We start from the raw sequence: 18,631 nt of genomic DNA, 5'->3' as shown, positions 1-18,631 counted from the left end.
ACTCGTCCTTGACCAGGCGCAGCTCCGAGACGGCGCGCGTCAGATCGTCGTCCGCGTCGACGACACGATCGCCCGGCAGAGCGGTGAACTCGTCGAGGGCGTCTTCCACCAGCGCGCGCGCAGCGACGGCAACGGCGAGGGCTACGACACGATCGCCGCCTCTGGGCCTCACGCGTGCTATCTGCACTGGACGCGCAACGACGGTGCCGTCGTGCCCGGCGATCTCATCCTCATCGACGCCGGAGTCGAAGTCGACAGCCTCTACACCGCCGACATCACCCGCACGCTGCCCGTGTCGGGCAGGTTCACCGACGTGCAGCGGCGCGTGTACGAGACGGTGCGGGAGGCCGCGGACGCCGCCTTCCGCGCCGCTCGCCCGGGGGCGCGGTTCCGCGAGGTGCACGAGGCGGCGATGGCCGTCATCGCGACGCGTGTCGCGGAGTGGGGCCTGCTGCCCGTGACCGCCGACGAAGCACTCGCCGAGGGCGTGGGCGGACAGCACCGCCGCTACATGGTGCACGGCACCTCCCACCATCTCGGCATCGACGTGCACGACTGCGCGCAGGCCCGACGCGAGATGTACTACGACGGGGTGCTCGAGGCCGGCATGGTGTTCACCATCGAGCCGGGTCTGTACTTCCAGATCGATGATCTGACCGTGCCCGAGGAGTACCGGGGCATCGGTGTGCGCATCGAGGACGACATCCTGATGACCGTCGACGGCCCGGTCAACCTCTCGGCCGACATCCCCCGCACGGCCGACGACGTCGAGGCGTGGATGCTGCGCCTCGGCGCCCCCTGATCGCTCTCACCGTCAGCGGGCTCGGGCCCGCACGAACGCCGCGACGCGCGGGGCAAGGCCGGCGCCCACCTCGTCGGCGGGGCGCCGTGCGCCGGTGACCTCGAAGGAGTGGCCTGCGCCCTCGACCCATTCGATGCTCGCGTCGGGACAGGACGCGACCGCTTCGACGAGCTGCTCGTGCGGATCCACGAAGGGATCGTTCGTTCCCGAAAGGAAGAGCTGCGGCACCGCGATGGCCGGCAGGTGCGCGGCCCGCGCCTTGCCGGGGTCGCCGGGCGGGTGCAGCGGGTAGCCGAGGTACACCAGGCCCGCGACATCGATCTCGCCCTGCGCGCATGCCATCGACGCCATCCGGCCGCCGTAGGACTTTCCACCCGCCCAGATCGGCTCGGCGACCTCGACGCGCTCTGCGGCCGCCGCGACCGCCGCGCGCCACGCCGCGACCGCGTGCGCGGCGGGCCCCGGCATGCGCCGTCCCGCCTCGACGTAGGCGAAGTTGAAGCGCAGCGTCGCAAGACCCTCCGCGGCCAGCCCCGCCGTCAATCCCGTCAGGAACGGGTGGTCGTACCCTGCGCCGGCCCCGTGCGCGACGACGACGCTCGCCCAGGCGCCCGCGGGCCGTTCGTACTCCGCGCTCACCGCGACGGGGCCCGCGCGAAGCTCGACCTCGAGGTCGAGCCTCACGCCGGGGCGTCGCGCGAGGGCGGCGCGGCGCCCGCGTCGCCGGGAGTCGGCTCGTCGGGCTCGGGAGCGACGGGGGGATCGATGCGCTCCCCGTACCGCGGGGGCCCGATCGGTCCGGGCGCCGGCGGAGCGGGTGGCATCGGCGGCGCGGCGCCGGGCGCAGGAGGCTGACCCGCCGGTGCTCCGACGCCCCGAGGCGCGGCGGCGACCGCGCGGTTGCCGAGCGCCTGGCGCGCCTTGCCTGCGGTGCCGGCGTCGACGGTGACCTCGTAGTGGTCGGCCAGCACCTGCATGACCGAGGCATAATCGCGGCGCCGGCGCACGAAGGAATAGGTGACGATGCTCAGCAGCATCCCGATCGCGATGCCGACGAACAGCACCCCGACGAACGCCTGGATCGGGACGGACGGCGATCCGAGCACGAGGATCGCCGAGAAGAACAGTCCGATCAGCAGGCCGTTGATCGCGCCGGACCGCGCCGCGGTCGCATAGCCGAGCCTGCCCGTCACCCGCTCCACCGAGCGCAGGCCGATGCCCACGATCGCGATGTCGCGTGCGGGCACCTCGGCCGCGATCAGCGCCGACACCGCCTTCTGCGCACCCTCGTACGTCGGAAAACTCGCGACGGTCTCGCCGACCTGGTCGGCGCGCTTGCCGGCTGCTCCCGGTCCCATCATCGTCATCCGGCCATTCTTCCACGCCGTTCCTGAGCGCCGACGATGTCGGGGCTACGCTGGTCGAGTGAGCACGCAGAGGGTCTTCGTCGCGCGCCTGGCCGGGTGCGCCGTCTTCGACCCCGCGGGCGATCGGCTGGGCAAGGTCCGCGACGTCGTGGTCGTGTACCGCAAGGACGATCCGCCGCGTGTGGTGGGCCTCGTCGTCGAGATTCCCGGGCGACGGCACGTGTTCGTCTCGATCGGCCGCGTCACCTCGATCGTCACCGGCCAGGTCATCACGACGGGACTCATCAACGTCCGACGCTTCCAACAGCGCGGCGGCGAGGTGCGGGTGCTCGCCGAACTGCTCGGCCGGCGGGTGTTCCTCGTCGACGGGTCCGGCGGGGCGGTCATCGAAGACGTCGCGATCGAGCGCAACCGCATCGGCGAATGGGCCATCGGCCAGCTGTTCCTCCGGCGCCCCAAGACCAGCGCCTCCCCGTTCGCGAAGGGCTCGACGACGTTCGCCGGCTGGAACGACGTGCGCGAGAACCAGGCGCCCGGCGAATCGCAGTCCGCGGAGCAGCTGGTCGCCTCGTACTCCGAGCTGCACGCGGCCGACCTCGCGAACACCCTGCTCGATCTGCCCGAAGAGCGAATGATCGAGGTGGCCGGCGAACTGCCCGACAATCGCCTCGCCGATGCGCTCGAAGAGATGCCCGAGGAGGAGCAGGCGCGCATCCTCGAGCGCCTGGGCGACGAGCGCGCGGCCGACATCCTCGACGCGATGGAGCCCGACGACGCGGCCGACCTGCTCGCCCAGCTGCCCGAGAGTCGCTCCGAGCAGCTGCTGGATCTGATGGAGCCGGATGAGGCCGACGACGTGCGCGCCCTGCTCGCGTACGGCCCCGACACGGCGGGCGGACTGATGACCCCCGAGCCGATCGTCCTCTCCGCCGAGGCGACCGTCGCGGAGGCGCTCGCCCTCATCCGCCGGCACGAGCTGCACCCCGCCCTCGCCGCCGCCGTCTTCGTCACCCTCCCGCCGTACGAGACCCCCACGGGGCGGCTGCTCGGGGTGGTGCACTTCCAGCGGATGCTGCGCTACCCGCCGCACGAGCGACTGGGCACGATCATCGACGACTCCCTCGAACCGGTTCCCGCGACAGCATCCGCCGCCGAGGTCGCCCGACTGCTGGCCAGCTACAACCTCGTCTCTCTGCCCGTGGTCGACCAGGCCCACCGCCTGGTCGGCGCGGTGAGCGTCGACGACGTGCTCGACCACCTGCTGCCCGACGACTGGCGCTCGCACGACGCCGACGACGACGCCGAACCCGCGACCACCCCGCGCAGCCGTGCCGTCGGAACGAGGCGACGCTGATGGCGCGGCCCGCGCGCAAGGCGGCGCTCGACGCGCCCCGCGGCCTCGGCGGGGTGCGCCCGCGCACGCCCGCGCCCTCACGCGATCGGTTCGGCCGGTTCACCGAGTGGGTCGCCCGGGCGATGGGCACGCCCGCCTTCCTCCTGCTGCTGAGCCTGTTCTGCGTGCTCTGGCTCGCCTGGAACACCCTGCTGCCGATCGAGCTGCGCTTCGACTCCGCCGCGAACGGCTTCACCGCCCTGACCCTGATGCTCTCGCTGCAGGCGTCGTATGCGGCTCCCCTCATCCTGCTCGCGCAGAACCGGCAGGACGACCGCGACCGCGTGCAGATCGAGCAGGATCGCCAGCGCGCGGAGCGCAATCTCGCCGACACCGAGTACCTCGCCCGCGAGATCGTCGCACTGCGCATGGCGCTGACCGAGATCAACGATCAGGTCGTCACGCGCGACGTGCTGCGCAGCGAGCTGAAGGCGCTCATCGAGCGGCTCGACCGCGACGACGAGCACGGCCCCGCCGACCGCAACGAGACCCGGGTCGCCGATGCCCGCTGAGACCCCCGTCGTCGACGCCGTGCGCACGGCCGTCGGCGCGGTCACCGACCCCGAGCTGCGACGGCCGCTCGCCGATCTGCGCATGCTTCGCGAGATCTCGGTCGACGACGGTCGCGCGCACGTGGGCATCGCGCTCACGATCGTCGGCTGTCCCGCCTCCGACCGCATCGAACGCGAGGTGCGCGCCGCCGCCGCGACGGTGCCCGGGGTCACCGACGTCGAGGTGAGCCTCGGGGTCATGACCCCGGCCGAGCGCGCGGAGTTGACCGAGCGCCTGCGCGGCGGAGCGGCCCGCGGCATCCCGTTCACCGCAGAGTCACTGACCCGGGTCATCGCCGTGACCAGCGGAAAGGGCGGCGTCGGCAAGTCCACCGTCACCGCCAACCTCGCCGTCGCCCTCGCCGCCCAGGGGCTGTCGGTCGGTCTGATCGACGCGGATGTGCACGGCTTCTCGATCCCCGGGCTGATGGGCCTCGTCGACGCCGAGGGCCGCACCACGCGCCCCACGCGCATCGACGATCTCATCGTGCCGCCGATCGCCTACGGCGTGAAGGTGGTCTCGATCGGCATGTTCCTGCGCGAGGGAGAAGAGGGGGCCGCCGTCGCGTGGCGCGGGCCGATGCTGCACCGCACCGTGCAGCAGTTCCTCACCGACGTCTTCTTCGGCGACCTCGACGTGCTGCTGCTCGACATGCCCCCGGGCACGGGAGACGTCGCGATCTCGGTGGGCCAGCTGCTGCCCCACGCCGACGTCGTGGTCGTCACGACGCCGCAGGCGGCAGCATCCGAGGTCGCCGTCCGCAGCGCGCTCGTCGCGCGACAGACCGGGCAGCGCGTCGTCGGTGTGATCGAGAACATGGCGGCCATGATCCTGCCCGGCGGCGAGGTGCTCGATCTCTTCGGATCCGGCGGCGGCGCCCAGGTGGCCGCCGCGCTGACGACGGATGCCGAACCCGTCCCCGTGCTCGCGTCGATCCCTCTCAGCCCGGCCCTGCGCTCGGGCGGCGACACCGGATCACCGGTGGTGACGGGGGTGCCCGACGACGCCGCTGCGCGCGCGATCGTGCAAGCCGCCGAGCACCTGGTCGCAGCACCCCGGGGGCTCGCGGGTCGTTCGCTGCCGTTCCGCGCGCGCTGATCTCCAACCTCGAAAGGCGCACCATGACCGACAGCATCGTGCAGACCGCCCATGGACCCGTGCGCGGATCCGGCGACGGACACGTGCGGTGGTGGAAGGGCATCCGCTACGCAGCGGCGCCGACGGGCGCGCTGCGCTGGAGACGCCCGCACCCGCCCGCGCCCTGGACGGAACCCGCCGACGCCACTGTGTTCGGCCCCGCACCGGTCCAGGGGCCGAGCCCCGCGATCGCTCTGCCCGACGATGTCGTCCAGAACGAGGACTGCCTGACCCTGAACGTCTGGGCGGCAGAGGGCATCGAGCCCGGCGACGACGTCCCGGTCGTGGTCTGGGTGCACGGCGGCGCGTACATGTTCGGCAGCACGGCGCAGAAGCTCTACGACGGCCGGTCGCTCGCGGCCAGCGGCGAGATCGTGCTGGTCACGGTCGGCTACCGCCTGGGCGCCCTCGGTTTCCTCGATCTGTCGCGCTTCGGCGCGGGCGACGAGCGGTTCGAGCCCAACGTCGCCCTGCACGATGTCGTCGCGGCGCTGCAGTGGGTCAGGGCCAATATCCGGGCCTTCGGCGGCGATCCCGGCGCCGTGACGCTTGCGGGCGAGTCGGCGGGCGGCGGCATCGTCACGACGCTCATGACCTCGCCCGCCACCGAAGGCCTGTTCCATCGCGCGATCGCCGAGAGCTCCCCCGCGACGAGTGTGTACGGGCAGGATCGCGCCGAACGTGTCACGCGGCACGTACTCGCCGAGCTCGGCGTCGACCCCGCCGACCCGCAGGTGCTCGCGAGCCTGCGCGGACTCCCCGCAGCCCGCCTGATCGAGGCGGGCATGACGGTCTACCGCGAGACGCCCGTGAGCGATCCCGGGACCCTCGCCTTCACCCCCGTCATCGACGGCGACCTGATACCCGAAGCCCCGGTCGACGTCTTCGCCCGCGGCGGAGCACACCCGGTTCCCCTCCTGATCGGCACGAACCACGACGAGACGTCGCTGTTCACAATGATGAAATCGCCCCTCATGCCGGTGACCCGCGAGGCACTCGAACAGGTCTCGCGACAGCTGCGTGCCGACCGGCCCGACCTCGACATCCCCGCCGATGCCGAGATCCAGGCGGCATACACCGGACTCCGGCCCAAGCAGCAGGGCCCCGCGATCTCGCGCGATCTCGGGTTCAGGATGCCGACGCTCTGGCTGGTCGAGGGACACGCGCCGATCGCGCCGACCTATCTGTACCGCTTCGACTGGGCGACACCCATGCTGCACCTGCTCGGAATCGGCGCGACCCACGCGACGGAGCTTCCGTACCTGTGGGGCAACCTCGTCGGAGGGCGCAAGGACATCACCTTCAAGCTCGGCGGGCTGCGCACCGGGCGGATGATCTCCGCACGGATGCAGGCGCGCTGGATCGGATTCGCGACAGGCGGAGCCCCGCGGGCGGGTGAGAACGACGCCCCGTGGGAGGCCTACACGATCACCGCGCGCGAGACCCTCGTCATCGATCGCACCGACCGCCTCGAGGCCGACCTCGACAGGCAGCTGCGCGAAGCCTGGGGCACCACGGTGCTCTCGTTCACCTGACCCGCGCTCAGGTCGCCTCGCTGTCGAAAGGCGGCGGAGCGGTCGGGTCCCGCCGCGCCGCGACGGCAGCGCCCGCGGCGGCAGCGCCCGCGGCGGGCATCGGCGGTGCCGACACCGGCTTGACAGCCGGCAGCGGGGGCTCATCGAGCAGCGCCTCGCGGATGATGCGACGAGGATCGTACTGCCGCGGATCGAGCTTGCGCCAGTCCACGTCGTCGAAGTCCGAGCCCATCTCATCGCGGACGCGGGTCTTCGCACCGCGCAGGAAGTCACGCAGACGGGTGACGAGGTGCGCGAGACCCTCCGCATATCTCGGCATGCGCTCGGGCCCCACGATGAGGGCGGCGATCACGCCGATCAGCAGAAGCTTCTCGATCGTGAGCCCGAAGAACATGAGTTCAGATTACCCGCCGCGCCTGGGGGCCGCCCCGCAACCAGGGCCGTAGTCTGGGCACCCGGGGTCCGCGGCGGAACGCACGAGCGTCGCGCTCCGGAGGAGGACGCATGAGTGCACGAGAGGCCAGCTGGCGGTACGCCAGCGAGCAGGTCAGCGAGCCCGAGACCATCGCCCGGGCCCGCGCGCATTCGCTCGAGATCGGCGTCACGCCCATCGATCCCGCGGTCGGCGCACAGTGCGCCGTCATCGCCGCCGCGACCGGAGCCCTCAATCTCGTCGAGATCGGCACGGGAGCAGGTGTGTCCGGGCTGTGGCTGCTGCATGCAGCGCCGCGCGGCATCCTCACCACGATCGATGCCGAGCCCGAGCATCTCGCGGCGGCCCGCAAGTCGTTCGCCGACGCGCGCATCCCCGCCGCGCGCTCGCGCTTCATCACCGGGCGCGCCGCCGATGTGCTTCCCCGCATGAACGAGTCGGCATACGACATCGTCCTCGTCGACGCCGATCCCGAGCATGTGCTCGAGGACGTCGCGCACGGCCTGCGACTCGTTCGCGTGGGCGGCACCGTGCTGGTGCCGCGCGCGCTGCAGGGCGGACGCGTGGCCGATCCCGTCGCCCGCGACGCGGTCACCGTCGCCTTCCGCACCCTCATCCAGGAGACGCAGGGCTCGCAGGCCGTCATCCCCGCGCTGTCGATCGTCGGCGACGGCCTCCTGCAGCTGACCAAGATCACCGAATAGCGGGCACGAGAGAAGCCGGCCCCGCGCATCGCGCGGAACCGGCTTGTCGAGGGTTGCCGTCAGGCGGGTGCGACCACCCCGGAGAGCACATCGTGCAGCTCCTTGGCCTCGGCATCGTTGACGGAGACGACCAGGCGTCCCCCGCCTTCGAGCGGCACCCGCACGATGATGAGGCGACCCTCCTTCACGGCCTCCATCGGTCCGTCGCCGGTCCTCGGCTTCATGGCTGCCATCAAGGGCCCCTTTCGTCACGAAATCTAGCGAGACCAGTTTATCCTGCATCCCCGACGTCGAGAGCCTGGTCGTATATCAGGGGATCTGCCAGAACATCTGGCCCAGGCCGAACATGTTCCAGATCCACCACCACTGGCCCGCGAGCGCGACGACGAGCACGCCCACTCGCCAGATCAGCGAGCGCGGCACCGCCAGCGCGCCCCAGAGCGGCGAGAGCGGAAAAAGGAGGCGGAAGACGCTGGACTGCGGAAAGAAGACGGCCAAGAGATAGAGCACATAGCTTGCGGCCCACAGACGATTCTCCACGCCCAGGCGACGCACGTGCGGTTCGAACAGCAGCAGGGCGGCGATCGCGATGACGATCGCGACCGCGACCGCGATGCCGACGACGGGACCCGCGCCCCACTGCGTGAACCAGAAGTCCGCGGCCTGGAACCAGCCCTCGAAGGGCGAGAACGCACCGGCATCCCCCACCCAGAGTCGGCGCCAGGCGAGCTCGGTCTCGAAGTACGCGTCGCCCTCTCCCGTCGCGAGCGCCGCGATCGCGGGCCAGGCGAACCCGATGAGGGTGGCGAGCGCGCCGAGCGCGACGATGTGGACGATCTCGGCGACGCGCAGCGCTTCACGACGGCGTGCGAACAGGCGCCAGATTCCGAAGAGACCGATCAGGAGCGCGAAAGCGAGGACACCGGGGCGGGTGAAACCCATCAGCGGCACGATCGCATAGAGCCATCCGTATCGACGGCGTTGGAGGGCGCGGATGCCGAGCAGGACGAACAGCAGGAAGAGCGATTCGGCGTACCCGATCTGCAGGAGTGGAGCGATGGGCGCGGCCGCGAAGAAGACGACGGCCCACAGGGCCGCGGACTCGCCGATGCGATCCTTCAGGACGTCGCGGAGGACGAGACAGCAGAGGTAGCCCGCCGCGAGCGCCACGAGGAACGCGCCCGCCCCCCATGACCCCAGTGGAGTGCCGACGATGCGCGCGAGCATCGGAAAGAGCGGCATGAACGCCCACGCGTTCTGGGCGACGTCGCCGTCCTCGGTGCGGGGCAGTTGCGTCGGATACCCCTCGACGGCGATCAGCCAATACCACTGCGCGTCCCAGGCGAGCACGTACGTGGCAAGATCGGCGCCCGGGCCGAGTCGCGACCCCTGGGGCGAGAGGGCGCCCGCGAGCACGAACAGCCCGGTCGTTGCGGCGCGGGCGGCAAGATAGATGATCGCGATGCGCACCGCGGGATGCGCCCACCCCGCGCGGGGACGCGGGCTGGTGGGATCCGCGGTCAGGCCTGCAACCACGCCCGTAGCCCGCGCTCGACGGCGATGATCTGATCGATCGGCACGCGCTCCTCGTCGTGATGGGCCAGGTGCGGGTCGCCCGGGCCGTAGTTGACGGCCGGCACGCCGAGGGCAGAGAAGCGGGCGACGTCCGTCCATCCGTACTTCGGGCGGGGCTCGGCCCCGACCGCCGCGACGAACTCCTGCGCGAGCGGTGCATCGAGGCCCGGCCGCGCGCCGGCGGCGAGATCGACGATCTCGACGTCGAAGCCCGCCAGGACATCGCGCACGTGCTGCGTGGCCTGCTCGGGCGAGCGGCTGGGGGCGAAACGGTAATTGACCTCGACCTCGCACACGTCGGGGATCACGTTGCCCGCGATCCCTCCCGTGATCCGCACGGCGTTCAGCCCCTCCCGGTAGTCGAGGCCGTCGACCGTCACGGTCTGCGGCCGGTACTCGGCCAGACGCGCGAGGATCGGCGCGGCCGCGTGGATCGCGTTCTCCCCCACCCACGCGCGAGCCGAATGTGCGCGTACTCCGCGCGTGCGCACCCGCGCCCGCAGATTTCCGTTGCACCCGCCCTCCACCTCGCCGTTCGAGGGCTCGCCCAGGATCGCGAAGTCTCCGGCGAACAGGTCGGGGCGCGTGCGCCCGAGACGCGTCAGGCCGTTCAGATCGGCATCCACCTCTTCGTGGTCGTACCACATCCACGTGATGTCGGCCCGGGGCTCGGTGAGCTCGGCGGCGAGCTTGAGCTGCACCGCGACGCCGGCCTTCATATCGACGGTTCCGCGCCCCCAGATGTGAGGCACGCCGTCGACCTCGATGTCACGCGTGGGCACGTTGCCGTTGATGGGCACGGTGTCGATGTGGCCCGCGATGACGACCCGCTGCGCGCGGCCGAGGCCGGTGCGGGCCACGATGGTGTCGCCGTCCCGGTAGACATCGAGATGCGGCAGCGCCCGCACCGCATCGTGGATGAGGTCGGCCAGCGTCTGCTCGTCACCCGACACGCTCGGGACGTCGCAGATGAGACGGGTCAGCTCGACGCTGGTGAGGGACAGATCGAGCACGGTCATGCGGCAAGTCTACGAGCGCGCCCCCGCTAGCCTGGAAGCATGAGTGATGAACGGCACGTGTGGGGCGAGGGACTGGCGACGATCTCGGAGAACGGGACGGTGCTCGACACCTGGTACCCGCACCCGTCGCTCGGTCGCATCCCCCTCGGCCGCGACGCCGCGATCGTGCCCGACGACCTCGATCGTCTCGCCGCACCGGATGACCGGCGGGCGGTCACGATCGAAGCGATCACGGTCGAGATCTCACTCGATGAGGCTCCGGCATCCACATCCGACGCCTACCTGCGTCTGCACGCACTCTCGCACCGTCTCGTGCGGCCGAACGACCTCAACCTCGACGGCATCTTCGGGCATCTGCCCAACGTCGCGTGGACCAACGCCGGACCCATGCACCCGGACGACGCCACGCGCCTGCGCCCGCTGCTCCTGCGCGACGGCATCCAGATCCAGGGCATCGACAAGTTCCCCCGGCTGACCGACTACGTCACCCCGCCGGGTGTCCGCATCGCCGACGCGTCGCGCGTGCGACTCGGTGCCTACCTCTCCCCCGGCACCACCGTCATGCACGAGGGGTTCGTCAACTTCAATGCCGGCACGCTCGGGGCCTCGATGGTCGAGGGCCGGATCTCGCAGGGCGTCGTGGTCGGCGACGGCAGTGACATCGGCGGCGGCTCGTCGATCATGGGCACGCTCTCGGGCGGCGGCACCCACCGCGTCTCGATCGGCGCGCGCACGCTGCTCGGCGCGAACGCGGGCATCGGTATCTCGCTCGGCGACGACTGCGTCGTCGAGGCCGGCCTGTACGTCACGGCGGGATCGAAGATCGTGCTCGCCGACGACGCGCCCCGGGCTGACGGCACGCGCCGCACGGTCAAGGGTTCGGAGCTGTCCGGCGTTGCGGGCTTGCTGTTCCGCCGAAACTCGCTCTCGGGCGCGATCGAGGCGGTGCGCCGGTCGGGCGTGGGCGTCACGCTCAACGAGGCTCTGCACGCCTGAGCCCGTACGCGCGCGCGGGCCTGCGTGCGTACGGGCCTGCGCGCGTGCGGGCCTGCGTGCGTGCGCGCGGGCGGGCGCCTGCGTGCGTGCGCGCGGGCGGGCGCCTGCGTGCGTGTCCCGATTTCTGTCGCCAGAGCGCGCGCTCAGCGACAGAAATCGGGACACCCCCGCCGCGGGTGCCGGAGCGACGTCTGCACGACCGGTCATGTGCGCATCACACCACGGGCAACGTGCGTCGACTCTTGCCCCACCTCTCGTGCAGATGTCGGGCTCAGCGAGGGAGGGGTACGGGGTACGGGGTACGGGGTACGGGGTACGGGGTGCGGGGTGCGGGGTACGGGGTGCGGGGTGCGGGGTGCGGGGTGCGGGGCCTGGGCCACGGCCAGGCCCGTCAGACAGGGGCCCTCAGGCGCCGGGATACTGCCGCTCGGGCGCCCCCGTGTACAGCTGCTGCGGCCGGCCGATCTTGGTCTGCGGGTCGAGCTGCATCTCACGCCAGTGCGCGAGCCACCCGGGCAGACGGCCGATCGCGAAGAGCACCGTGAACATGCGCGTCGGAAAGCCCATCGCCTTGTAGATGACGCCCGTATAGAAGTCGACGTTCGGGTAGAGCCGACGCTCACGGAAGTAGTCGTCCTTGAGGGCGATCTCTTCGAGTTGCTTCGCGAGATCGAGCAGCGGGTCACTCACACCGAGCGCCTCGAGCACCTCGTCGGCCGACTCCTTCACGAGCTTGGCGCGCGGATCGTAGTTCTTGTAGACGCGGTGCCCGAAGCCCATGAGCTTGACACCGTCCTCCTTGTTCTTGACCCGCTCGACGAAGCGCTCGACGCTCTCGCCCGAGTCGCGGATGCGCGCGAGCATGTCGAGCACCGCCTCGTTCGCGCCGCCGTGCAGCGGACCATAGAGGGCATTGATGCCGGCCGAGATCGACGAGAACTGGTTGGCCCCCGTCGAGCCGACCAGCCGTACGGTCGAGGTGGACGCGTTCTGCTCGTGATCCTCATGCAGGATCAGCAGCCGCTCGAGCGCCCGTGACATCACCGGGTCGACATCGTAGATCTCGCTGAGGACGCCGAAGTTGAGCTTGAGGAAGTTGTCGACGAAGCTCAACCCGTTGTCGGGGTAGAGGAAGGCCTGCCCCACACTCTTCTTGTGCGCGTACGCGGCGATGACCGGGAGCTTCGCGAGCATGCGGATCGTGTTCAGCTCGATGTGCTCGGGGTTGTTGGGATCGGACTCGCGCTCGTAGTACGTCGACAGCGCCGACACGGCGGAGGAGAGCACCGACATCGGGTGCGCCGTGTGCGGCAGGGCCGAGAAGAATCGCTTGAGGTCTTCGTGCAGCAGCGTGTGGTGGCGGATGCGATCATCGAATGCCGCGAGTTCGTCGGCGCTGGGCAGCTCGCCGTAGATCAGCAGCCACGCCACCTCGAGATAGCTCGAGTGCTTCGCGATCTGCTCGATCGGGTATCCGCGGTAGCGCAGGATGCCCTTGTCGCCGTCGATGAAGGTGATCGCCGACTTGGTGGCGGAGGTGTTGACGAAGCCGTAGTCGAGGGTCGTGTGCCCGGTCTGGCGTGTGAAGGTCGAGATGTCGACACTCGGGACCCCGTCACTGCCCCGCAGCACCGGAAATTCGGCGGTCTTCTCGCCGATGGTCAGAGTGGCCTTCTCGGGCTGCGCGACCGCATCGCTCACGGCGCCTCCTTGCGATTGTCGTCGTCGGGGTGTCGCCGCATTCTCGCGGCCGCCGGTCCCGGCGGGCGTTCGTGCGCCCGGAGGGCCCTGCAGCGGTTGCCCCGAGGGTGGATCCCACGGCATCCGCTCGTACAGCCTAGCCGCCGCGAACGCCTACTGTTGCACGCGCCAAAGCCTGCCCGATGTTGATGGCGGACATCTACGAAACGGATGCTGTGAGCCGATCGGCCGCGGCGGCCACGCGGCCGTCCGTGGCCGTCAGCGAGAGGCGCACGTGCTGCGGGAAGTGCGGGCCGTAGAAGTGCCCGGGGCCTGCGAGGATGCCGAGATCCGCGAGCCGGCTCATCGACTCCCAGGCGTCCCGCCCCTCGGTCGCCCACAGATACAGCCCCGCCTCGCTGCGATCGATGCGGAATCCCGCGGCCTCGAGCGCCGGTTTGAGGCGGGATCGGCGAGCGCGATACCGCTGCTTCTGCTCCTGCACGTGGGCCTCGTCGCCGAGGGCCGTGACCATGGCGGACTGCACGGGCGCGGGGAGCATGAGCCCCAGGTGCTTGCGCACGTTCGCGAGGGGACCGACGAGGGCCGGATCGCCCGCGAGGAAAGCCGCGCGGTAGCCGGCGAGGTTGGACTGCTTGCTCAGCGAGTACACCGCGAGCACGCCGGTGAGATCGCCGCCGGTCACGCGCGGATCGAGCACACTCGGAACCGGTTCGTCGGCCCAGCGGCCCTCCCAGCCGAGCTCGGCGTAGCACTCGTCGCCGGCGACGACCGCACCGAGTTCGCGGGCACGGGAGACCGCGCGGGCGAGACGCTCGGCATCCCACACCGCGCCATCGGGGTTGCCGGGCGAGTTGATCCAGACTAGTCGAGTGTGCGCGGGCCAGTCCTCGGGCTCATCGGCGGCGACGGCCTCGGCGCCCGCGACGCGCGCACCGATCTCGTACGTCGGATAGGCGGCGCGCGGGTGCACGACCGCGTCGCCTTCGCCGACCCCGAGCAGCAGCGGGAGCAGCGCCACCAGCTCTTTGGAGCCGATCGTGGGCAGGACGTGCCGGGGCTCGAGCCCCGGCACACCGCGGCGGCGCGCGAACCACTCGGCGATCGCCTCGCGCAGGGCCGGCGTACCGACCGTCAGCGGGTAGGCGTGCGCGTCGGTGGCGGCCGAAAGCGCGTGACGCACGATCTCGGGTGTCGGATCGACGGGCGAGCCGATCGAGAGATCGACGATGCCGTCCGCGTGCGCGCGAGCGCGTTCGGCGTAGGGCGCGACCTGGTCCCAGGGGTAGTCGGGCAGCCCCTGCACCCCCACGGTCAGTGTTCCTGCGGGGGCAGCGCCTCGATGACCGGGTGATCCTTGTGGATGACCCCGACCTTGGCCGCGCCGCCGGGCGAGCCGATGTCGTCGAAGAACTCGACGTTGGCCTTGTAGTAGTCCGACCACTCTTCGGGCAGGTCGTCTTCGTAGTAGATCGCCTCGACGGGGCAGACGGGTTCGCACGCGCCGCAGTCCACGCATTCATCGGGGTGGATGTAGAGCGAGCGCTCCCCCTCGTAGATGCAGTCGACAGGGCACTCGTCGATGCAGGCGCGGTCCTTGACATCGACACACGGGAGGGCGATCACGTAAGTCACCCGTCCAGTCTAGTTCGCGGGCGCCCCGAGGATGATCGGGCGCCGACTCACCGCGAAACGTCGGGCGGGACTTCTCGTCCGACGCCGGCACCGGAGGCGGCTCGCGGCTCGGGGATCTGCGGCCACATCGCGATGGCGACGGCGATCAGCGGGACGGTGATGGTCCAAATCGTGGCGGCGAGGCCCGCCGGCGCGATCACGGAACCACCCGGCCCCTCGCCCGAGAACAGCACGATCGCGATGGTCATGCCCGCGCCCGCGGCGATCGCGGCCCAGCGGTCGGACAACAGGCGGATCGCAAGCAGCAGGGCGCCCGCGCCGATGATGCCCAGCACGAGGCCGATCGGCAGAGCGACGAGGGTCGAGGCGTGGGCCACGGTGCCGACCACGCCGTACACCGCGCCGGCGAAAGCGGCCAGCACCAGCATCCCGATGCGCGCGCCGAGCGAAGTCTTCACCCTCCGACCCTATCCGCGCGGGGCGCCCCCGGCGCATCCGAGAGCGGCGGTCTCACGCGGCGAGTCCCCACAGGCGCAGCAGCGCGGCGACGACGGCCGCACCGGTCACCACGACGAGGAACGGGGCGCGGACGAGGAGAAGTCCGGCGGCGACGAGCAGCGCCGGCACGCGCGCGTCGACGGCGAGCGCCTGGCCCTGCGCGAGCGTCTGCACGGCGACGAGCGCGGCCAGCAGCGCGACCGTGAGCAGGTCGGCGATGCGGGCGGGCCGCGGCGCCTGGACCCACCGGGCGGGCACGAGGTAGCCGATCGCCTTGAGCGCGAGGCAGATCACCGACGCCAGGAGCACGGCGGTCCACAGGGTCACGGCAGACCCTCCCGCTCGGGCACGTCGTCGGGTTCGGGGGGCGGCAGCTCATCGCGCCCGAGCCAGTTGAACCAGCCGACCACGATCGCCACGACCGCGGCGATGAGCACCGGCATCCCGGGCATGAGACCCGGTGTGAGCACGGTCGCCACGGCCGCGGCGGCCACCCCGACGGCGATCGCCTGTCGGCCGCGGAGCCGGGGCCACAACAGCGCGAGGAACGCCGCGGCGGCCGCGGCATCAAGACCGTACGCCCGCGGATCCCCCAGCACGTCGCCTAGCAGCGCGCCGATCAAGGTGGTGGCGTTCCAGCCCGCGTAGATGCCCAGACCCGTGAGCCAGAACCCCAGAGTCCGCGCTCGGGGGGTCGTCTGCGCGAGCGCGACGGCGGTGGACTCGTCGATCGTGAAGTGCGCGGCGCCCGCGCGACGCAGCGGGCCGGGCCCGATGACGGGCGACATCCGCATGCCGTAGGCGACGTTGCGCACGCCCAGCAGCGCGGCGGAGGCGATTCCCGCCGGCGCCGCGGCGAGGCCGCCGGCCCCGAGCACGCCGACGAAGGCGAACTGCGACCCGCCGGTGAACATGACCAGGCTCAGCACGCATGTCTGCCACACATCGAGCCCCGATGCGACCGCGAGCGCACCGAACGAGACCCCGTAGACGCTCGTCGCGAGCGCGACGCCGAGGGCCTGCCGCCACGCGCGCCGCACCTCGGGATCGGGCTCGGCACGCATGATCCGAGCCTATCCGCGGTCCGCCCGTGCGCCGGCGGTCCGATCGGGCACCGCCGGCCCTGGATGCGACGCGCGCCGACACGCCCCTAGTGTGAAGGGATGCTGTCGTCGTCCCTCGCGCGCACGCGACGCGCGTCGTCCGCCCTGGCCGTGGCGGCGGTGCTGCTCGCCGGATGCGCCGCACCCGCCCCCCAGCCCACGACGCCCCCGAGCCCGAGCCCGAGCGAGACACCGGCGACGGGACTGGCCGAGGCTTTCGCGGCGCAGCTCGAGCAGGCGGGGGTGCCGGGCGGCGTGCTGGCCGTACGCACGGGCGATGAGACCCTCGCCTATCCGGTCGGCGTCGCCGATGCGGAGGGCACCCCCGTGTCCGACGCGACGCTGTTCGCCTACCGCAGCATCACGAAGTCCTTCGTCGTCACGGCGCTCCTGCAGCTCGCGGGCGATGCGGCCCTCGATCTCGACGCCCCGAGCCCCGCGCCCGTCACGGGCGTGCCCGACACGGCGACGCTGCGCCAGCTCGCGGCGATGACCTCGGGCGTGCCGAACTACTCCGCGCAGCCGGGCCTCATGACGGCGATCAGCGCCGAGCCCGACCGCTCCTTCACCGACGACGACCTCTTCGCTCTGGTCGAGGGGCTCGGCGAGGTGTTCGCCCCGGGGACGAGCTACGAGTACTCCAACACCAACACGCTGCTCATCGGCCGCGCGATCGAGAGCGCAACGGGCCAGCCGTGGGCGGACGTCGTGCTCGAGCGCGTCGCGGGGCCCCTCCTCCTCGACAGCGTGACCTATCCGGGGGACGCGCCCGAACCGCCCGAGGATGCGGCGAGCCCGTTCCAGCTCGACCCCGACGGCGCGCCCGAAGCGCTGCCCTGGGTTCGCGCAAGCGCGTTCTCCGCCGCCGGCGGACTGTGGGGCACGGCATCCGACCTCGCAGAGTGGGCCGAGGCGCTCGGCACCGGCGCCCTGCTGCGACCCGAGACGTTCGAGCAGCGGCTCGCGGCGTTCGGCCCCACCACGGCCGATGCGCAGAGTCCGTACTACGACGCCTACGGTCTCGGGATCGGGCGCATCGGCGACTGGATCGGTCACACCGGCAACGGCCTGGGATACCAGGCCCTGGCGATGCACGACCCCGCCTCCGGGATCTCGGTCGCGATCGTGCTCAACGCGACGGGCGTAGACGGCGACCTGCCCGCGCACATGCTCGAGGCGCTCGAGCCCGAGATCCTCGCGGGGTGAGAGCGCAGCATCCGCCGCCGCCTGCGAAGGGCGACGCGCGGATGCCGCAGCTCAGCCCTGGCGCTTGAGTCGCGCCGTCGCGCGGGCGCGCTCGGTGGCGTCGAGGTTGACCTTGCGGATGCGGACGATCTCGGGCGTGACCTCGACGCACTCGTCCTCACGGGCGAACTCGAGGCTCTCCTCGAGCGAGAGCTGACGCGGCGGCGTCATCGACTCGAAGGAGTCCGACGTCGACGCGCGCATGTTCGTCAGCTTCTTCTCCTTCGTGATGTTGACGTCCATGTCGTCGGCGCGGGAGTTCTCACCGATGACCATGCCCTCGTAGACCTCCTGCGTCGGCTGGACGAAGAACGACATCCGCTCCTGCAGGCCGATGATCGCGAAGGGGGTGACGACACCCGAGCGGTCGGCGACGATCGACCCGTTCTGACGGGTCGTGATCGTGCCCGCCCACGGCTCGTAACCGTGCGAGATGGCGTTGGCGATGCCCGTGCCGCGGGTCGTGGTGAGGAACTCGGTGCGGAAGCCGATGAGGCCACGGGAGGGCACGATGAACTCCATGCGCACCCAGCCGGTGCCGTGGTTGGTCATGTTGTCCATGCGGCCCTTACGAGCGGCGAGCAACTGGGTGATCGCGCCCAGGTACTCCTCGGGGGCGTCGATCGTGAGGTGCTCGAAGGGCTCGTGCGTCTTGCCGTCGATCTGCTTGGTGACCACCTGCGGCTTGCCGACGGTGAGCTCGAAGCCCTCGCGGCGCATGTTCTCGACGAGGATGGCGAGGGCGAGCTCACCGCGGCCCTGCACCTCCCACGCGTCGGGACGGCCGATGTCGACGACCTTGAGCGAGACATTGCCGATGAGCTCGCGGTCGAGGCGGTCCTTGACCATGCGGGCGGTGAGCTTGTGGCCCTTGACCTTGCCCATGAGGGGCGAGGTGTTCGTGCCGATCGTCATCGAGATCGCGGGGTCGTCGAC

General features: G+C 71.2%; 20 protein-coding genes and 1 pseudogene. 8 read left to right on the top strand and 13 right to left on the bottom strand.

Translation table 11 applies throughout. From position 1 onward, the window contains the following. Positions 1 to 802 (top strand): M24 family metallopeptidase (locus DI573_RS08060; protein WP_292812647.1); only part of this gene is annotated, 802 nt, incomplete at its 5' end. Between the two features lie 12 nt (positions 803 to 814). Here DI573_RS08060 and DI573_RS08055 read toward each other — a convergent pair. Both DI573_RS08055 and DI573_RS08050 read right to left on the bottom strand, forming a co-directional pair. Continuing rightward, positions 815 to 1,486 carry an alpha/beta family hydrolase gene (locus DI573_RS08055; RefSeq protein WP_292812645.1) on the bottom strand — a complete coding sequence of 224 codons (672 nt, stop codon included), beginning with the start codon at positions 1,484 to 1,486 and terminating at the stop codon, positions 815 to 817. Next, complete coding sequence (locus DI573_RS08050) at positions 1,483 to 2,169, bottom strand: general stress protein (protein WP_292812642.1); 687 nt, start codon at positions 2,167 to 2,169, stop codon at positions 1,483 to 1,485. Before DI573_RS08050 ends, DI573_RS08055 begins: the two co-directional genes overlap by 4 nt. Before the next feature lie 58 nt (positions 2,170 to 2,227). Between DI573_RS08050 and DI573_RS08045 the strand changes: the two genes are divergently transcribed. From DI573_RS08045 to DI573_RS08030, 4 genes are read left to right on the top strand one after another with little or no spacing between them, the layout of a single operon-like run. Further along, the gene (locus tag DI573_RS08045; protein WP_292812640.1) at positions 2,228 to 3,523 is read left to right on the top strand and encodes a CBS domain-containing protein; all 1,296 of its coding nucleotides are present in this window, start codon (positions 2,228 to 2,230) and stop codon (positions 3,521 to 3,523) included. Then, complete coding sequence (locus DI573_RS08040) at positions 3,523 to 4,074, top strand: DUF1003 domain-containing protein (protein ID WP_292812637.1); 552 nt, start codon at positions 3,523 to 3,525, stop codon at positions 4,072 to 4,074. The genes DI573_RS08045 and DI573_RS08040 overlap by 1 nt, the downstream gene beginning before the upstream one ends. After that, positions 4,064 to 5,212: an Mrp/NBP35 family ATP-binding protein gene (locus DI573_RS08035; RefSeq protein ID WP_292812634.1), complete on the top strand. Its 1,149-nt coding sequence runs from the start codon at positions 4,064 to 4,066 to the stop codon at positions 5,210 to 5,212. The genes DI573_RS08040 and DI573_RS08035 overlap by 11 nt, the downstream gene beginning before the upstream one ends. Positions 5,213 to 5,235: 23 nt before the next feature. After that, complete coding sequence (locus DI573_RS08030; protein ID WP_292812632.1) at positions 5,236 to 6,786, top strand: carboxylesterase/lipase family protein; 1,551 nt, start codon at positions 5,236 to 5,238, stop codon at positions 6,784 to 6,786. Between the two features lie 7 nt (positions 6,787 to 6,793). On the opposite strand, the gene DI573_RS08025 is transcribed toward DI573_RS08030, so the two are convergent. After that, positions 6,794 to 7,180: a Sec-independent protein translocase TatB gene (locus DI573_RS08025; protein WP_292812630.1), complete on the bottom strand. Its 387-nt coding sequence runs from the start codon at positions 7,178 to 7,180 to the stop codon at positions 6,794 to 6,796. Positions 7,181 to 7,290: 110 nt separating this feature from the next. On the opposite strand from DI573_RS08025, the gene DI573_RS08020 reads away from it, so the two are divergent. Beyond that, complete coding sequence (locus tag DI573_RS08020; RefSeq protein WP_292812627.1) at positions 7,291 to 7,923, top strand: class I SAM-dependent methyltransferase; 633 nt, start codon at positions 7,291 to 7,293, stop codon at positions 7,921 to 7,923. Between the two features lie 59 nt (positions 7,924 to 7,982). On the opposite strand, the gene DI573_RS08015 is transcribed toward DI573_RS08020, so the two are convergent. The 3 genes from DI573_RS08015 to dapE form a co-directional block, all read right to left on the bottom strand. Continuing rightward, positions 7,983 to 8,156 (bottom strand): DUF3117 domain-containing protein, encoded by a 174-nt coding sequence (locus DI573_RS08015; RefSeq protein ID WP_292812625.1) that lies wholly within the window; start codon positions 8,154 to 8,156, stop codon positions 7,983 to 7,985. A gap of 76 nt (positions 8,157 to 8,232) precedes the next feature. Then, on the bottom strand, positions 8,233 to 9,393 hold the full coding sequence (locus tag DI573_RS08010; protein WP_292812622.1) for a hypothetical protein: 1,161 nt from the start codon (positions 9,391 to 9,393) through the stop codon (positions 8,233 to 8,235). A gap of 50 nt (positions 9,394 to 9,443) precedes the next feature. After that, complete coding sequence (dapE, locus tag DI573_RS08005) at positions 9,444 to 10,517, bottom strand: succinyl-diaminopimelate desuccinylase (RefSeq protein WP_292812618.1); 1,074 nt, start codon at positions 10,515 to 10,517, stop codon at positions 9,444 to 9,446. A gap of 39 nt (positions 10,518 to 10,556) precedes the next feature. Between dapE and dapD the strand changes: the two genes are divergently transcribed. Further along, positions 10,557 to 11,513, top strand: a complete 957-nt coding sequence (dapD, locus tag DI573_RS08000; protein ID WP_292812616.1) for a 2,3,4,5-tetrahydropyridine-2,6-dicarboxylate N-succinyltransferase — start codon at positions 10,557 to 10,559, stop codon at positions 11,511 to 11,513. Between the two features lie 405 nt (positions 11,514 to 11,918). On the opposite strand, the gene DI573_RS07995 is transcribed toward dapD, so the two are convergent. The 6 genes from DI573_RS07995 to DI573_RS07970 form a co-directional block, all read right to left on the bottom strand. Then, positions 11,919 to 13,214: a citrate synthase gene (locus DI573_RS07995; protein WP_292812614.1), complete on the bottom strand. Its 1,296-nt coding sequence runs from the start codon at positions 13,212 to 13,214 to the stop codon at positions 11,919 to 11,921. 199 nt (positions 13,215 to 13,413) lie between these two features. Next, the gene (gene dapC / locus DI573_RS07990; RefSeq protein WP_292812612.1) at positions 13,414 to 14,526 is read right to left on the bottom strand and encodes a succinyldiaminopimelate transaminase; all 1,113 of its coding nucleotides are present in this window, start codon (positions 14,524 to 14,526) and stop codon (positions 13,414 to 13,416) included. Positions 14,527 to 14,528: 2 nt separating this feature from the next. Further along, a complete protein-coding gene (gene fdxA / locus DI573_RS07985; protein WP_292812609.1) occupies positions 14,529 to 14,849 on the bottom strand; it encodes a ferredoxin in 321 nt (106 codons plus the stop codon). Positions 14,850 to 14,896: 47 nt separating this feature from the next. Continuing rightward, the gene (locus tag DI573_RS07980; protein ID WP_292812608.1) at positions 14,897 to 15,307 is read right to left on the bottom strand and encodes a histidinol dehydrogenase; all 411 of its coding nucleotides are present in this window, start codon (positions 15,305 to 15,307) and stop codon (positions 14,897 to 14,899) included. A gap of 52 nt (positions 15,308 to 15,359) precedes the next feature. Beyond that, on the bottom strand, positions 15,360 to 15,674 hold the full coding sequence (locus tag DI573_RS07975; RefSeq protein ID WP_292812605.1) for an AzlD domain-containing protein: 315 nt from the start codon (positions 15,672 to 15,674) through the stop codon (positions 15,360 to 15,362). Then, complete coding sequence (locus DI573_RS07970) at positions 15,671 to 16,411, bottom strand: AzlC family ABC transporter permease (RefSeq protein ID WP_292812602.1); 741 nt, start codon at positions 16,409 to 16,411, stop codon at positions 15,671 to 15,673. Before DI573_RS07970 ends, DI573_RS07975 begins: the two co-directional genes overlap by 4 nt. A gap of 99 nt (positions 16,412 to 16,510) precedes the next feature. Here DI573_RS07970 and DI573_RS07965 point away from each other — a divergent pair, with 99 nt between their 5' ends. Continuing rightward, complete coding sequence (locus DI573_RS07965) at positions 16,511 to 17,656, top strand: serine hydrolase domain-containing protein (RefSeq protein WP_292812600.1); 1,146 nt, start codon at positions 16,511 to 16,513, stop codon at positions 17,654 to 17,656. A 51-nt stretch (positions 17,657 to 17,707) separates the two neighbouring features. Here DI573_RS07965 and DI573_RS07960 read toward each other — a convergent pair. Then, positions 17,708 to 18,631: pseudogene (locus tag DI573_RS07960) on the bottom strand (translational GTPase TypA); the annotation flags it as partial.

The sequence above is a fragment of the Microbacterium sp. genome (assembly GCF_003248605.1).
GTDB lineage: Bacteria > Actinomycetota > Actinomycetes > Actinomycetales > Microbacteriaceae > Microbacterium.
This window is presented reverse-complemented; position numbering and strand designations above follow the sequence as displayed.

Bases quoted from the DNA above. Each gene is read 5' to 3' on its own strand.
- DI573_RS07965 (WP_292812600.1), top strand. From the start codon at position 16,511: ATGCTGTCGTCGTCCCTCGCGCGCACGCGACGCGCGTCGTCCGCCCTG.
- DI573_RS08030 (WP_292812632.1), top strand. From the start codon at position 5,236: ATGACCGACAGCATCGTGCAGACCGCCCATGGACCCGTGCGCGGATCC.
- DI573_RS07970 (WP_292812602.1), bottom strand. From the start codon at position 16,411: ATGCGTGCCGAGCCCGATCCCGAGGTGCGGCGCGCGTGGCGGCAGGCC.
- dapE (WP_292812618.1), bottom strand. From the start codon at position 10,517: ATGACCGTGCTCGATCTGTCCCTCACCAGCGTCGAGCTGACCCGTCTC.
- DI573_RS08035 (WP_292812634.1), top strand. From the start codon at position 4,064: ATGCCCGCTGAGACCCCCGTCGTCGACGCCGTGCGCACGGCCGTCGGC.
- DI573_RS08020 (WP_292812627.1), top strand. From the start codon at position 7,291: ATGAGTGCACGAGAGGCCAGCTGGCGGTACGCCAGCGAGCAGGTCAGC.
- DI573_RS08050 (WP_292812642.1), bottom strand. From the start codon at position 2,169: ATGACGATGATGGGACCGGGAGCAGCCGGCAAGCGCGCCGACCAGGTC.
- DI573_RS08025 (WP_292812630.1), bottom strand. From the start codon at position 7,180: ATGTTCTTCGGGCTCACGATCGAGAAGCTTCTGCTGATCGGCGTGATC.
- DI573_RS08040 (WP_292812637.1), top strand. From the start codon at position 3,523: ATGGCGCGGCCCGCGCGCAAGGCGGCGCTCGACGCGCCCCGCGGCCTC.
- DI573_RS08015 (WP_292812625.1), bottom strand. From the start codon at position 8,156: ATGGCAGCCATGAAGCCGAGGACCGGCGACGGACCGATGGAGGCCGTG.
- dapD (WP_292812616.1), top strand. From the start codon at position 10,557: ATGAGTGATGAACGGCACGTGTGGGGCGAGGGACTGGCGACGATCTCG.